Origin of the sequence: Saccharobesus litoralis (assembly GCF_003063625.1) — a bacterium.
GTDB classification, from domain to species: Bacteria; Pseudomonadota; Gammaproteobacteria; order Enterobacterales; family Alteromonadaceae; genus Saccharobesus; species Saccharobesus litoralis.
The window spans coordinates 3046746-3061717 of record NZ_CP026604.1 but is presented as its reverse complement, the minus strand read 5'-3'; the positions used below and the strand labels follow the sequence as shown (position 1 = coordinate 3061717).

The 14972-nt window shown below is 41.6% G+C and carries 10 protein-coding genes and 1 tRNA gene; 7 read left to right on the top strand and 4 right to left on the bottom strand.

Annotated features, from left to right (window positions below):
• Positions 1 to 93: 93 nt before the first annotated feature.
• A complete protein-coding gene (locus tag C2869_RS11005; protein ID WP_108602987.1) occupies positions 94 to 3288 on the top strand; it encodes a TonB-dependent receptor in 3195 nt (1064 codons plus the stop codon).
• A 748-nt stretch (positions 3289 to 4036) separates the two neighbouring features.
• Here C2869_RS11005 and C2869_RS11000 read toward each other — a convergent pair.
• Both C2869_RS11000 and C2869_RS10995 read right to left on the bottom strand, forming a co-directional pair.
• The gene (locus tag C2869_RS11000; RefSeq protein ID WP_159084135.1) at positions 4037 to 5257 is read right to left on the bottom strand and encodes a sensor histidine kinase; all 1221 of its coding nucleotides are present in this window, start codon (positions 5255 to 5257) and stop codon (positions 4037 to 4039) included.
• A 422-nt stretch (positions 5258 to 5679) separates the two neighbouring features.
• Positions 5680 to 6357 carry a response regulator transcription factor gene (locus tag C2869_RS10995; RefSeq protein ID WP_108602985.1) on the bottom strand — a complete coding sequence of 226 codons (678 nt, stop codon included), beginning with the start codon at positions 6355 to 6357 and terminating at the stop codon, positions 5680 to 5682.
• Between the two features lie 52 nt (positions 6358 to 6409).
• Here C2869_RS10995 and C2869_RS10990 point away from each other — a divergent pair, with 52 nt between their 5' ends.
• From C2869_RS10990 to C2869_RS10975, 4 genes are all read left to right on the top strand, one after another.
• Positions 6410 to 6952 carry a hypothetical protein gene (locus C2869_RS10990; RefSeq protein WP_108602984.1) on the top strand — a complete coding sequence of 181 codons (543 nt, stop codon included), beginning with the start codon at positions 6410 to 6412 and terminating at the stop codon, positions 6950 to 6952.
• A 288-nt stretch (positions 6953 to 7240) separates the two neighbouring features.
• Positions 7241 to 8794 carry a diguanylate cyclase gene (locus C2869_RS10985; protein WP_108602983.1) on the top strand — a complete coding sequence of 518 codons (1554 nt, stop codon included), beginning with the start codon at positions 7241 to 7243 and terminating at the stop codon, positions 8792 to 8794.
• Positions 8795 to 9130 carry a hypothetical protein gene (locus C2869_RS10980; RefSeq protein ID WP_108602982.1) on the top strand — a complete coding sequence of 112 codons (336 nt, stop codon included), beginning with the start codon at positions 8795 to 8797 and terminating at the stop codon, positions 9128 to 9130. It begins immediately after the preceding gene.
• A 104-nt stretch (positions 9131 to 9234) separates the two neighbouring features.
• Positions 9235 to 9309, top strand: a tRNA-Arg gene (locus tag C2869_RS10975).
• Between the two features lie 26 nt (positions 9310 to 9335).
• Here the strand turns inward: C2869_RS10975 and C2869_RS10970 are convergent.
• Positions 9336 to 9869, bottom strand: coding sequence for a phosphatase domain-containing putative toxin (locus tag C2869_RS10970; protein ID WP_159084134.1), 534 nt, complete (start codon positions 9867 to 9869; stop codon positions 9336 to 9338).
• A 276-nt stretch (positions 9870 to 10145) separates the two neighbouring features.
• Positions 10146 to 10670, bottom strand: coding sequence for an SRPBCC family protein (locus C2869_RS10965; RefSeq protein ID WP_108602980.1), 525 nt, complete (start codon positions 10668 to 10670; stop codon positions 10146 to 10148).
• Positions 10671 to 11080: 410 nt separating this feature from the next.
• Here C2869_RS10965 and C2869_RS10960 point away from each other — a divergent pair, with 410 nt between their 5' ends.
• Both C2869_RS10960 and C2869_RS10955 read left to right on the top strand, forming a co-directional pair.
• Complete coding sequence (locus C2869_RS10960; RefSeq protein WP_108602979.1) at positions 11081 to 11962, top strand: LysR family transcriptional regulator; 882 nt, start codon at positions 11081 to 11083, stop codon at positions 11960 to 11962.
• Positions 11963 to 12093: 131 nt separating this feature from the next.
• Positions 12094 to 14721, top strand: a complete 2628-nt coding sequence (locus C2869_RS10955; RefSeq protein WP_108602978.1) for an ABC transporter substrate-binding protein — start codon at positions 12094 to 12096, stop codon at positions 14719 to 14721.
• Positions 14722 to 14972 lie beyond the last annotated feature (251 nt).

The window sequence follows — 14972 nt, the reverse complement described above, 5'->3', positions numbered from 1 at the left end:
TACGAATAAGGTTTCAGCTTAATAATCAAAGTGTTAACTGCACAATAATAGCTGAAAGCGGATCACGTAAGTGAAATTGAGGATAAAGACGCAATGAATCACTTTAAACCTAATTTAATCACCATGGCGGTTTTAGCGACTAGCCTATCTGCGACCCAAGCGTTGGCTAACGAAGCAGAAAACGACGAGCAGCTTGCTCAAGAACAAGCACAAGATACCGAAGTTATTGAAGTGCGTGGTTTCCAACGCAGTGTTATCGAATCGGTTAACATGAAACGTTTCTCCGATACCATGGTCGATGCAATTACCGCAGATGATTTAGGTTCATTACCTGATTTGTCCATTGCCGATGCATTATCCCGCTTACCTGGGGTAACCTCAGTGCGTAATGGTGGTCAATCAAGCGAACTGAATATTCGTGGTCTTTCAGGTCAATATGTATTTTCAACCTTGAATGGTCGCGAGCAAGTTTCTTCTTCCGGTGGCCGTACCGTTGAGTTTTCACAATTTCCTTCAGAGTTAATTACCACAGCTCAGGTACACAAATCACAAAAGGCTTCGTTAATTGAAGGTGGTGTTGCCGGTACTATCGATTTACAAACCGCCAACCCGCTTAATATTAGTGAAGAGCAAAAGTTTAATTTAAATGCTCAGCTCACCTCAAATTCTCGCGCGGGTGATCACCCTGATGCCGCCTCTGTCGGCCATAGATTAAGCCTATCCTATCAAGGTAAATTTTTAGACGAAACCTTAGGCGTGGCGCTAGGCGTTGCTCGCTTATTCCAACCCAGTGTTTCAACCCAATTTGTTGGTTACGACTTTAACTACGATCAAGTGCGTTACGACGGTATTACCGGTAAAAGTGATTGTGGCAACCCAGATACCGATGCGTTTTGGCGTGAAAATAGCTGTTTAGCTTATAGTAGCGGCTTTGAAATGATGGCGCGCGGTGGTGAAGATGTGCGCAACGGTGTGATGTCGGCCATTGTATGGCAACCGACCGACGAATTAACCATGAAAGCCGATGCTTTTTACTCGCAATTTGATTCAAAAAAATGGGATCGCGGTTTATCTGTAAACGGTTTGTGGGGCGTTAACTCGACAGAGCACTTACGCACGCTAGAGCTGAGCGACCCCATTGTTATTGGTAACGAAGATAACGGCTACTCATTAATTGGTGGTACCTATCATGCTTCATTAAGCAACCCGTTTGCCCAATACGATGCTAACGAGCCATGTAAAGCTATTTCAAATGGTAAAGTTCAAGCCCCTTGTCAAGATGCCAACGGCAATAGTGGTGTTAATCCGCTACACATCACCAATATGGCCGACGATGCCACCACCAATAGTGAAGTATTAACCTTAGGCTTTAACACCACTTGGCAAAATGACGAGTTTAAAGTCAGCTTAGATTTATCGCATTCTAAAGCGTCAGAAGATTCATTTGACCGCACCATGAGCATTTTGATGTTTGAAGACGCAAGTGCCGCCACGCCAAAAGTTGAAACCGACTTGGTTATGCAGTACCAAATGAATGCCTTGCAAGTGCCACAAGTCAATATTAGCAATGCTGCGGGTCAAGCTATCGACTTTACCGACATTAATAAAATGATGGTTACCAGCTATTCTCAATTCCCGCGCTTTGAAGAAAACCAAGCCGATGCCGTTCGTTTGGATTTTCAATATTTTATGGACAACGACTTCTTAAGTAGCCTTGAAGCAGGCGTTCGTGCATCTAAGCGTACCCACACATTAGAGCGTGGGGTATGGTCGTATGGTGGTCCAGGTCACTTTGAAGACGGTCAGCACCTAAATAAGCGTTCATGGGATGACATGCGTGCCGGTAATTACATTGTTTGGGAAGGGGGAAAAGAAAAGCACCGTTTTGCCCCGTATCAACTTAGTGCTGACGAAGTGACAGTGGTAGATTTAGGTGGCGAATTTAGCTCTTTACCTTCATTTTTGGCCATTGATAACGAAGCCATTCTTGATAAATGGTTAGTTGACTCTCAAGGTAATCCATTAAGCCGCGAGGCAGTAGATGTATGGGATGGTGCCGATTGGACTATAACCAACGACCGCGACATTACCGAAAAAGTCACTTCCGCTTTCTTTATGGCTAATATCGACACCACAGTATTCGACATGCCATTAACCGGTAATATTGGCGTACGTTGGGTTGAAACCGAACAAACCGCCTTTGGCGTTACACCGGCACCTAGCTCGCGTGAATTTAAACGCGATGCTGATGGCAATATTGTTGAAGATAAAGATGGCCAACAAATTCTCGAAACAATTGAAACCGGTGACCCAATTACGGATGATGTTGGAAAAACTGAAGCATCACACCGATATACGCAAATTAGTCACAAGTTTGACAATATTTTACCTTCACTTAACTTAAGCTTAGGCATTACTGACAACGACTACATCAAATTTGCGGTAGCTCGCGTGATGGCACGACCTGATATGGCGCAAATGGCAGTCAGTGGTAACTACAATTACCAAAACAAACGACCGCGCGATGGCAAAAACGTAGTTAACGTCGATATGACAACCAGCCCGTATCTTGAGCCGTTTTTAGCAACCCAAGTGGACTTGTCATTTGAGCATTACTTCGCAGAGACCGACGGTAACCTATTTATCGCCTTGTACAACAAAGATATTGAATCCTTTACCGATACAACCACTATCTTTGATTTTGATTTCGCGGCGGCGGGCATCGAACTACCTGAGACCAATGATAGCGGCCAAGCGGTTGAACCTGGTGATTTAAGCGTAACGGTAAACAACGAAAAAGGTGGTTATGTCCGTGGTTATGAAATTGGCTATACGCAAACCTTTAAGTTTTTACCGGGTGCTTGGTCTGGCTTAGGCTTTACCGGTAGTTACTCACATACTGAAAGTGAAATTCAGCGCACTATAAATATTGGTAATGGCCAAGGCGATGTTAATACCCCGATTGAAGGTTTATCGCCGAATATTTATAGCTTTACCTTGTTCTACAACTACGAAGGCATTATCGATACCTACTTAAATGCCCGCCATCGTGAAGGCTACTTAGGTCGGCAAATTGCTACCGGCCAAGACCAATCAGCCTACTTCACTGAAGAAACAATTTTAGATTATCAGGTGAAATACAGTGTCAACGATAACCTAAATGTCACCTTATCTATCAACAACTTAACTGACGAAGCTAACCGCTCATACTTCGGCGATAAGACCAAGACAGGTACGATCCAATACTTTGGTCGTAACTACTTCTTAGGTATGAACTACAGCTTCTAAGAGCTCTGTTCTTTGAAATAAAGAACGCAGCTCTCAGTTGTGTATACTCCTTGTGAGTGTTGCCCCAGCAAGTTAACGCTTGCTGGGGCTTTTTTGTGTTTGCATATTCTGCAAGCACGAGGTTTGTCGATATAAAATCGACCCTACAAATGAAAAAAGTCAGATGTTTTGTAAGGCAGGATTTATTCCTGCAAACACTTTGTCATTTCAAGGCTGGGTTTTCTTCGGTTAGCACGAGGTTTGTCGATGTAAAATCGACCCTACAAATGATAAAAAGTCAGAACTTTTGTAGGGCAGGATTTATTCCTGCAAACACTTTGTCATTTCAGGGCTGGGTTTTCTTCGGCTAGCACAAGGTTTGTCGATGTAAAATCGACCCTACAAATGATAAAAAGTCAGAACTTTTGTAGGGCAGGATTTATTCCTGCAAACACGTTGTCATTTAAAAACCTATTGTTAGAGGGTGTAAAAAACCCCCGAAAGGTTCGCAAGGTGTTTAATAATATAAAGCCAAATTCACTTTGGCTAGCACGAGGTTTGTCGATATAAAATCGACCCTACAAATGATAAAAAGTCAGAATTTTTGTAGGGCAGGATTTATTCCTGCAAACACTTTGTCATTTCAGGGCTGGGTTTTCTTCGATTAGCACAAGGTTTGTCGATGTAAAATCGACCCTACAAAGGTTTTGCAAGCATAAATGCTCGCCACAAAAACGGGGTTTTCGGCTAAATATCCAGCCATAGCCAACTACCAAACTAACTTAACCCAACGGCCATTATTTAATGGTTCAACTTGGTAGCTAAGCTTTAAACGCTCGACAATTTTTTCGACAATGACTAAACCTATACCGAAGCCTTCAGTGCTATTAGCTTGTTCATCTTGGGTCATGTCTTGATTGAGAATGGTTAAACTGTGGTTATCAAGGCTGATCACAATTTTACCTTGATGAGTATTTTGCACTGCGTTACGAATAAGGTTATTCAAGGCAATTTGCAATAAAGTAGGATGAGAGGAAATAACTTGATCAGCACCGACAATTTCAATAGATACCGGCTTATCTAACAACAGCGGCTGATTATCAGTCACTGACTTGTCAATCATTTTTCGTAATTGGCAATCACTAAACTCAATGTCTTTTTCAGCCTGCTTACTAATCCACAATAGCGCTTCGGTTTGGTATTTCATGTCCGAAACCACTTGCTCCATACGGAATAAAACTTTGCGTTCAGACGGACGAAGATCAGCCATAATAGCATCAAGAATTTCCATATTGGCCGACAAAATAGCCACTTGGGTGCGCAGTTCATGGCTGGTAAAACGGGCAAATGAATGCTCTTTTTCTAATACTGTATTAAAGGCTTGTAAGCTGTTATTAACCATAGTGGCTAATGGGTTCAAACCCTGCACACGCATTTGCGGCGGCGCTTGCGGCTGATTTTTCATCGACAAATTTTGCGCCCAATCAGCCAATTCACGCACGTTGTTATCCATTTTATAGGTGTAAATCAACTGCACAAAAAACAACAAGGCAATAATAAAAGCTGAAGTAAAAATAACAGGCTGTAAGCTTTGCGCGAGCTCGGCTTCTAGGTGCTCGTCGTTAAAATCGGGTTTATAACGAAAAAACGCAAAGTAATCTTGACCTTGAAAAACCACTGGATAAACAATCGAAAAGTTAGCGATCGCAAATAAGCCATTGAAACTATCAAGCACCATGCTGACTTTGTTTTTTTCAAGCTTAGTTAACTGTTCAGGAATGTAAGGAACATACTGTTTTAATTGATCATACCCCGCTACCAACTGCATTTTTCGATTACCCAATTTAACAGGGTTATCCCCAATAAATTTATTGGGGTTAGCTTCTAAACGCGTAATCGAGCGACGGGTAAATTCACTCAGTTGCACCGCTTGTTGCTGAGCTAATTGGAAATGAAAGTGAACAAACTTAAAACCAATAAACAGACACACGAGTAGCGCACCTAATAAGGCGACCCAAAGGGTTAGATGGTAGCGGTATGATTTGCTTAAAGTATGCATTGTTATTGGTTTGGTTTTATTTGTGGGCGAGCATTTATGCTTGCGAACCTGCCATCATAGTACGAGTTCAGTAAATTTTGATTAATTGTAAGTTCACACTGAGCGCGAAGCAGTCGAAGTGTCGATAAGTCAGAAAGTAAAAAGACTTTGACACCAAAAGTAGGCACCTAAAGCGAGCTCAGCCTGAAGTAGTTTATTTAATCTAACATCACGAGTGATAGTCAATTCTACAACAGATTCAATTAACCATTTGCTAAATTGTAGGGTCAATTTTACATCGACAAACCTTGTGCTAGCCGAAATAAATTCGGCTCTGCAAGCATAAATGCTCGCCTACAAACAAGCAAACAATACTAACACCGAGCCAATCTAAAACCAAAGCCATTTACCGCTTGTAAAATGGGGAAGGTAAAGGGTTTATCTATGCTTTTACGTAGGTTATGAATATGCACTTTTAGGGCGTTGCTGTCGGGTAATTCATCACCCCAAATGGCGAATTCTAAGTCGGCTTTGCTAACGGGCTCTGGATAATTACGCGCTAATTTTTCAAGCATTTTCCAGCCAGACGGGGTTAGCTTAAGTTGCTGATCATCACGCGTAGCTACACGCTGATTAAAGTTGATATGCAGTGGAAATTCATCAATCGACAATTTATTTGATTGGCCGCTACGACGCTTGGACAATACGTTAACACGCGCCATTAATTCACGTAATTCAAACGGTTTAGTTAGGTAGTCATCGGCACCCGTATCAAAGCCAGCTAATTTATCTTCGATATCGTCGTTGGCGGAAACAAAGATAAATGGGATGTTAATGCCTTCATCACGTAAATATTTACAAAACTGTAAACCATTCATTTTTGGCATATTGACATCGCTAACCACGACATCATAGTCGTTAGCCTGCATTAAAGACACAGCTTGCCGACCATTGTTGCAAGGGTCGACGGCGATATCGAACAGTTCAAAAAATTGCATAACTGAGTCAGCTAATCTAGCATCATCTTCAACTAATAAAACGCGTATTGTCATTCTTTAAACACCTGTGTATCGTTTGCTTTCAAAAAATGCCAACAACCCAATTATGAATATCAAGCGTCTTGTTATTTTCGTGTGCTTAATTTTATCCACATTAGGCTGTGACAAGGTTTTTACCTTGTCTGACCCTGTGACAAAGTCGCTATCCTTTGCCGAATTTGCTCAACTGCCGGGCTTCAAGCTGGATTACGACTTATACCTGCCTAGTCATATCAACTATTGGAGCCATGTTGACGAATTTAAATTCACCTTTGATGCTAACCAGCAAATATATTGGTTGAAAAACATCGAACTCAGTCGAATGGATGAGAAAAGCCCCACCCTCGATTTTAAAATTTCCAATGTCGACTGGCATCACCAGTTTGGCTTTGGCCATATGCGCGTCAACCCTGACGAATCGGTTTACAGTGTGACGGCCAGTGACGGCGTGGTTTTTCAGCTAATTTACTCGTCTAATGCCAGTAATTTAAGCCTTGAACTGCCGCACAACACTCAAGCCAAGTACGTATCGTTTGCGGTTAAGATCACCAATAGCGAACTTAAGCCCAGCGCATTACTTTATACCCAACTTAGTCAAACACCGTTGTGAACAAATTTTACACAAGCATAACCAATCATTAACCAAAGCCCCATTGAATTTGCATTGAATACGTATTCACACAGGTTTTTAAGCCCCTGACAAAAATCAAGAAATACTGTATTACACTAACGCTTAACAAACAACCACTTACAATATTTTCCATTTCACCTTCAAGAATAAATCAATTAATTCGGCATATTACCTTTACTTACTGAAGTTCGTGGTCAACTATGTTTGTATAAAAAATCAATCGCCCACCTGCTTGAGTGTAAACAGCAGTTAACTCGGAACACTGTTATGGTGAAGATATTTTGTGATTTTAATTGCCCGTTTTGTTTTGCCCAGCATGAAAGAATAACGCAACTGGGCTTAGCAAACGAAGTGGAATGGTGTTTTATCGAACACAACCCACAAATTGTCAGCACGGCGAATACCCTAGAGCAAAAAAAACAACTGCATGACGAGTTTACTTTGCTTAAACAACGCGCTGCTGAAGTCTCTATCAAAAAGCCCAGCCTATGCGTAAACACGCAACTGGTTATCCTGTATTACATTTCTCTTTACGAAATAGACAAACCCAAAGCCGCGCTATTTCGCACTCATGCTTTTCGCGCCTATTGGCAACAAGGACTCGATATTTCCGACCAATATGTACTGTCCGATCTACTCAAGCATGTTAATAAGCGCAGCTTAAAAGTGTCCAATAGCGCTATTGATACATTCAACCAATGGCAACAATTTTGGGCCAGTCATGATACAGAAAAACGACTACCTGCTATGGTATGTGAAAGCAATGGAGTTTTACTCGGCTTACAACATATCAATAATATTAAAAGCTTTATTCGTGGTACTTATCAAGCCGATAATCCCGAACCCGCAACTTGTGAAGCAGGTAGTAAACCTGTCGTAGCCCTAATCGGTTTACCCAACCTTGAGCCATTATTTGCTGCTGAAGAGTCCGGATTGCACACACTAATCTTTAAAAACGTATCGGAATTCAGGTTATACAAGCATCGCCACATTGTTAAAGCCATAATTTTTTATATCGATGTCAGCATGATGGATCCATGGGTTGATTTAGGCCGTCTTAAACAAGACCCAGGCGTCAAAGAGTTTGTTCCTGTGATAGGTGTCGCCCCCTTTACTAACAGCCCTATTCTAAAACAAGGATTTTTACTGGGTGCCAGCGATATACTTGAATTAGATAATATGGATAAAAATGTATTTCCGATTATTCATGCCAGAATAACTAACTATCAAATACTCAGCACCTTGTCTGAACATGCGCTAATTGATGGCTTAACTGGCCTGCTAAACAAACGGGCATTAGCCGATAATTTACAAAAAGAATGGCGCCAAGCCTGCCGAGACCAATCAACCCTATCTATCTTAATGTTGGATGTTGATTATTTTAAAGGCTTTAACGATTTATATGGTCACTGTGCTGGCGACAAATGCTTAAAAACCATTGCCAATACACTGCAAGCCCAAGTAAAACGGCCTTGTGATCAGGTCGCGCGTTTTGGCGGCGAAGAGTTTCTTATCCTTTTACCAGACACCGACGAAGCCGGCTTAAGCAAAGTGATTAAACGCTTAACCAACGCCATCGCCGATTTAGCACTTAAACATGAACGTAACATTGCCAGCCAAGACAGAGTTGTCACAGTGTGTATTGGCGGAGTTACCGCGCAAGCTCATGCTGACCATACACCAACAGAAATGATCCAAATGGCTGATAAAGCCTTGTACCAATGTAAATCCAATGGCCGAAACCAAAGTTTCCAAGCCGTAATACCACTCCCTGAATACGCCCAAGCTTTAACACAAGGGCCAGAACCGGAGAAAATTTAGATGAACGAAACAAACTGGATGAAAGAAACCGATTGGGAAATATTTAAACAGATCCGCGAACAAGCATTGGAGCAATTTTATCGTGAATCACTCACTCAATTTCAAACAATAACTGAAAACAGCGGCCTATCACTGAAAGAGAGGTACGACAAACATTATGAGGCTGTTATAGAGCGAGACCAATTATGCGCGAACTTGTTTGATAATCTTTGTCGTTCAAAAGCGGCACTGCAATTATTACAAATGCGCCATCAAGGTTTAGTTGACGCAATACTTCTGGAAAAGCTCAGCGAAGAATTTCGCCACGGCACAGATCCCAGTGATGTATTTGATTAGAACAAAAAAACAGCAGTTAAACACAAATTCAATGACTTAGCCTAAAAGCGCTGGCGATTTTGTTAACCTTTATATAGAATCGCAGCGTCCTTTCGACATCTCGCGCTCCCATGGTGAAATGGATATCACGCAGCTCTCCGGAAGCTGAAGTTCAGGTTCGATTCCTGATGGGAGCGCCATTATTCTACTGACTACCACTGACCTCTTACTTAGCCGCTAGCGCTTTTAAATAATCCGTTTGTTTTTCAATAGTCAGTGCGCCGGGTTTAACTGCTTTGACTTCTGCCCTTGCTTGTTCGTAATCACGTCCGCGTTCTATTAATAGCTGCGCTGCAATAGTACCCGTTCGACCTTGACCGCCCATACAATGTAAAGCTACGCCTTGTTGCTTATCTAAAATGGCATGAACCTGATCTTTTTGCGATGGCCATTCAATATCAAACTCATTGCTTGGCGCTTGGTGATCATCAATTGGCGCGTAAAACCATGCAATACCCAATTCACTGCATATTTGTGGCATATCCGCGACCCCGAGTTTTGCCATTTCAGGTTTAGGCGTTAATGACACTAAGCCTTTAATTCCTTGCTCTGCAAACTGTTTGATAGTTTCACGTAATGCTAAACCTTTAGTACCAGGACAAGGGGTTAAATATATAGCTGCGCCATTTTCTAGTGGCAGTTTGTCTGTAGGGTGCATAGTGATTTTGTGGTTGAATTTATAATGGGCGTTAGTGTACAAACGCGGTCCTAGTTGGTAAAGCTTTGTCTTGTCTTCTCGCTCAGGTTAATGATGCATTTCAGCGCTGGAAGCCCAGTGTCTTTTACTTAAACCTATCAATGTTTATCCAACAAAAGTCACTGGCTCACCGCATGCGCAAGAATGACGAGAGAATAATCCTAAGCCGCAGTGATAAAATTTCAACCCATTGTCGTAAATGAGCGCTCTGAAACTTAAGCATATAAGACATAGGCGCAGGGAGTAACACCCCCTGCCGATCAATTAGTTAAAAAATAATTAAGTCACTGATTGCTCTACTTGTGCTTCATTTGTTGCTAAATGAGGGCGCACCAATTGGCCGGTTTCAACTCGTGTCTTTAGTGCGTATAAAGCCTCTTTAAAGGTTGTTGCGAGTTTTCTACGCATGAGCAATTTATGCAAAACTTTACCTAACATGCCAAAACGCAGGTTGTAAGTAAAATTGGCGGTTAATACGGTCGAGTTAGGGCTAAGAGCGTGTAAATACCAACGGCTTTGTGACACATCCAATGGCCCAAGTGGTGTCACTTCAAACGTAAAACCCCTACCTTCCTGCCATTCGATAACTTTTTCATCGACGGTGCCTAATCCGTCTATGGTGCAGCGCCGGCCGCAATCTTGGCCCTTTGTTTGCGCAGTAATACCGTGAGAATGACTGACCGCAGGTGCCCATGTATAAACGTTGTTGAAATCCTGCAACACATCCCAAACTTGTTCGATACTTTTATCAATAATTAATGTTTCGTCAATACGGTGTAAAAAGTGCTTTTTTGGTGGTTCCATCTATAAATCCCCTTCTCTTTGACTATTGGTTTCTAGCTTTAAGCTGTAACACGGATAAAACTGTATCAGCTCTATTTGGAGAAATATGCACACAATAAACGCCCACACCGTTGCAAATTTGCAACACAAACTTGGTATGAATTAACAGAGTGGATTACACTATGGCTGTTTTAATTTAATTTTGATTAGTTGAAATCCCACTTGTAAGTTGAAGATTGCCTCGACAATGGCTGTAGATATTAGGCAAGACCGCGCCTAGAAACCAAGTCCTTAGCAGCTCTGCTGCTATTGTCGAAATAAATTTCGACCTACACGGGTGATGTTTTTTAAACTTGTCCGTTGTTATATAGATTGTTAATAAAAACAAGCACGGCATATCAAAAAAACTTATATAAGCAAAGCAGGAAAACATGACAGACTGGGATGATTATCAATACTTTTTAGCCTTGATCCGCCAAGGCACGGTGCGTAAAGCGGCTCAAATATTAAATGTAAACCACAGTACGGTTTCGCGCCGCCTTGAGCAATTTCAACGCAGGTTAAATGTCAATTTATATGAACGAGGTCCACAAGGCTATATTCTGACCGAGGCGGGTTTAAAGGTGAAACAGACAGCGGAAGAAATTGAGTCTCTCACTTTAGGCTGTGTCAAAGTTGTTGAAAATAAAAATCAGATCATCGAAGGGGATGTATATCTTGATTTAGCCGATATTTTTATACCCATAGTCAGTGAAGCACTCAGTAATTTATGCCAACAACATCCCAATCTGACCTTACATTTAAATGCCGATATCCATAATGCGAATATCGATAAGCGCGAAGCGGATATTGTCATCCGCTTTGGTCAACAACCACCAGAACATTTAATCGGAAGGCCGCTTGGGCATTTAGATTTTGCCGTTTACTGCCAAAAACAGAAACAACCTATCTACCAAGATTGGCAAACTGCGCCATGGGTGCGTTGGCCTAAACATTATCGCGCTCATATTATTGAGCAATGGATTGACCAACACATTCAGCAAACTACCACTGCTATTCGCGTCAATAGCTATCACGCTTTGCAGCAATTTGTATTGTCTGGTGCTGGGGTCTCTTTGTTAGTTCCTTGGGTTGAGGAAGGTAACCCCAATTTAGTGAGGCTGAGCCCTGTAATAGAAGAACTAAATGGTCAATTTTGGCTATTAAAACATCCTGACCTCCGTGGTGTTGAACGGGTAAAATGCGTGTTTGACTGTATTAATCATTGCTTTGAGCAACATATTGGCAAATCTAACTTCTTTCATCGATTTTAATTTTATAAAAATACTCTTGGTTTGCAGGCTCGGTAAGTAAACATAAATGCTCGTACAAAAAGCGGGTTAGCAGTGCTAACTGCCAAAAACAAACTATATTTGTTACAGGGATTTATCCAAGTATTTGTATTGTGGCGACTAATAAAACTTTTCTCTTTATTTTACTCACCTGTTGTAGCTATTGGCTGCATGCGGCAGAGTCCGTTATATTGCAGCTAAAATGGAAACATCAATTTCAGTTTGCCGGTTATTATGCAGCGTTAGAAAAAGGCTACTATGCCAACGCCAGCTTTGATGTGACAATTAAGGAACGTGATACTTTATCTACGCCGTTCGACAATATCCTGCTGGGTAAAGCTGATTTTGCTATTGCAGACTCAAGCATTGTGTTAAAGCGACTTAACGGCCAACCTTTTGTAGTGGTATCCAGTGTTTTTCAACACAGTCCGCTGGCACTTATGGTTAAACGCTCATCTAATATCCGCAGCCCTTACGATTTAATTAATAAACGAGTTATGTTTCAAAAAGGGGTAGATGGCGCCACCATTACCGCCATGTTTAATCGCCTAGGTATTAAGCAAGAGCAATTTAATTTTATCCCGCATAACTTCGACGATTTGGCTTTGCATAATAATGTGACTGACGCTATGTCAGTCTACACCACAGATCAACCTTACCTGTATTTACAAAAAAATGTCGACACCTTAATCATTGAACCTGCCAATTACGGCATCGATTTTTACGGCGATCTTATTTTTACTCGACAAGATTACGCTGAAAAATACCCGCAGCGAGCGCGCGAATTTGCTAGCGCCAGTTTACAAGGTTGGCAATATGCACTGGCTAACCCTGAAGAAATCACTAATCTTATTATTAAAAAATACGCACCTAATGCCGACAAACAAAAGCTGCTGCATGAAGCAAAAACCTCTGCGCCATTAATTAATGCTGATGTCATTCCGCTTGGCACCACGATTAAAGAGCGCTTTTTTCGTATTGCCGCCATTTATAAAGAGTTAGATATGGCACCAAATGACGCTAGCATTGAAGGCTTGTTGCTCGCATCATATGAAAAACCACAGGCGTCGATTAGCGCACACTGGCTGTATGTCGGCTTAGCCGTTGTTGGGCTATTGTTGCTATCGATTACTTTATTGTCTCTTTTTAACTGGCGTTTAAAAAGAGCGATAGACAAAAAGTCAGCTGAACTCAATATAAATGAAGCTAAATTTAAAGCCATTATTGAGCACGCCCCTATTATGATTAATTCGTTCGACGAACAAGGCGTATGTTTATTATGGAATAGTTGTTGTGTATCAACCCTAGGGTATTCGCATCAAGACATTATTGACTGCGACGATCCCATGCACCTGTTTTATCCTGACGATGCAATAAAACAGCAAGTTTACCAAGACATTAATAAAGCAGATGGACACTTTCGTGAATACCAAGTTCAGATCCGCAATGGTAAACAACGCTATCAAATGTGGGCTAACTTTAAACTGCCAAGTGGCGCGGCAATAGCCATTGGTTACGATGTCACTAAACAGCGCCTAGCCGAGCAAGAAATACTTGAACAACAGCAACATTTACTCACTCTATCGAAAGAGGCTGAGGCGGCCAGCCACGCTAAAAGCGAATTTTTAGCAAATATGAGCCATGAAATTCGTACGCCGATGAATGGCGTTTACGGCACACTACAATTATTAGCCAATAGTGTCGCGGACAATGACAAGGCCTTACTCGATAACGCAACTTTGTCTTGTAAAAGCTTATTGGCGATTATCAACGATATTTTAGACTTTTCTAAGATAGAAGCTGGAAAAATGAGCTTAGAGCAAGTTAGATTCAGCTTCAAAGAGATTGTGACGCAAGTGGCACATGAGTTTGATCACCAAGCCAGTCAACAGTCGACCGTATTAGAAATAGACATTGCGAAGGATTACACCGATGGCTGGATAGGCGACCCAACCAAAATAAGACAAATTTTAGTTAATTTAGTCTCTAATGCGATTAAGTTCACTCAAATGGGGGTCGTGCGCATTCATGTTGATAGCTCGCTGACGGCAAACAAATCTGAGCTTAAATTTAGCGTAGAAGACAATGGTATCGGCATGGATCCACAAGCCGTTGATAAGTTATTTAGCCGCTTTGAACAAGCAGACAACTCGACTACGCGTAAATACGGTGGAACTGGGCTCGGTATGGCAATTTGCAGTAAATTAATTGAAAAAATGCAAGGCTATACCCAGGTGAATAGCGAGATAAACAAAGGCACTAAAATTGAAGTCTGCCTGCCTTTACCAACTGCCTCGCTTGAATGTGAAACAACCACAAACACCACCAAACAAATACCCGACTTAACCGGCCGCAAAATTTTATTAGCAGAAGATAACGAAATAAACCAAATTATTTTTGTCTCTATGATGGCGAAAACCCATGCTGACATCCAAGTGGCAGCCAACGGTTTACAAGCGATTAGTTTAGTTGAAGAGTTTGCCCCTGAACTAATTTTTATGGATATTCAAATGCCAGAAATGGACGGCCTTGAAGCTTGCGAGCGCATAAGAGAGCAACACCCCAATTTACCCATTATCGCGTTAACAGCCAATGTCATTGAACAAGACATTAAAAAATATAAAGAACGAGGCTTTAATGGACATGTCGGTAAGCCAATTGAATTGGCGGAGCTGTATAAAGCAACTCACATCCACTTAGCTTTATCGTCCAACGATCTTGTCGATCCAACAAGAACTTAAGATTTGCCTGGAACAAAAAATTGTGCCTGCACGGATAGCTGGTACTTAAGATTTGTCTGGAACAAAATCTTGTCGTTTTGCTCTTTTAGTCAGAAAGGTTTGCAGGCTCTGCAAGCATAAATGCTCGCCCACAAAAATTGGATATTTTACAACGCTTATTTTCGACAAAGGTTAGTAGAGGCTCGAAGCGAAATTTAAGTATAGTCAAAGCGATCAGGTTTTAAGGGCAGCTTCCGCATCCTGCTCACGCT

Bases quoted from the DNA above. Each gene is read 5' to 3' on its own strand.
- C2869_RS10995 (WP_108602985.1), bottom strand. From the start codon at position 6,357: ATGACAATACGCGTTTTATTAGTTGAAGATGATGCTAGATTAGCTGAC.
- C2869_RS11005 (WP_108602987.1), top strand. From the start codon at position 94: ATGAATCACTTTAAACCTAATTTAATCACCATGGCGGTTTTAGCGACT.
- C2869_RS10965 (WP_108602980.1), bottom strand. From the start codon at position 10,670: ATGGAACCACCAAAAAAGCACTTTTTACACCGTATTGACGAAACATTA.
- C2869_RS10990 (WP_108602984.1), top strand. From the start codon at position 6,410: ATGAATATCAAGCGTCTTGTTATTTTCGTGTGCTTAATTTTATCCACA.
- C2869_RS10980 (WP_108602982.1), top strand. From the start codon at position 8,795: ATGAACGAAACAAACTGGATGAAAGAAACCGATTGGGAAATATTTAAA.
- C2869_RS10960 (WP_108602979.1), top strand. From the start codon at position 11,081: ATGACAGACTGGGATGATTATCAATACTTTTTAGCCTTGATCCGCCAA.
- C2869_RS10985 (WP_108602983.1), top strand. From the start codon at position 7,241: ATGGTGAAGATATTTTGTGATTTTAATTGCCCGTTTTGTTTTGCCCAG.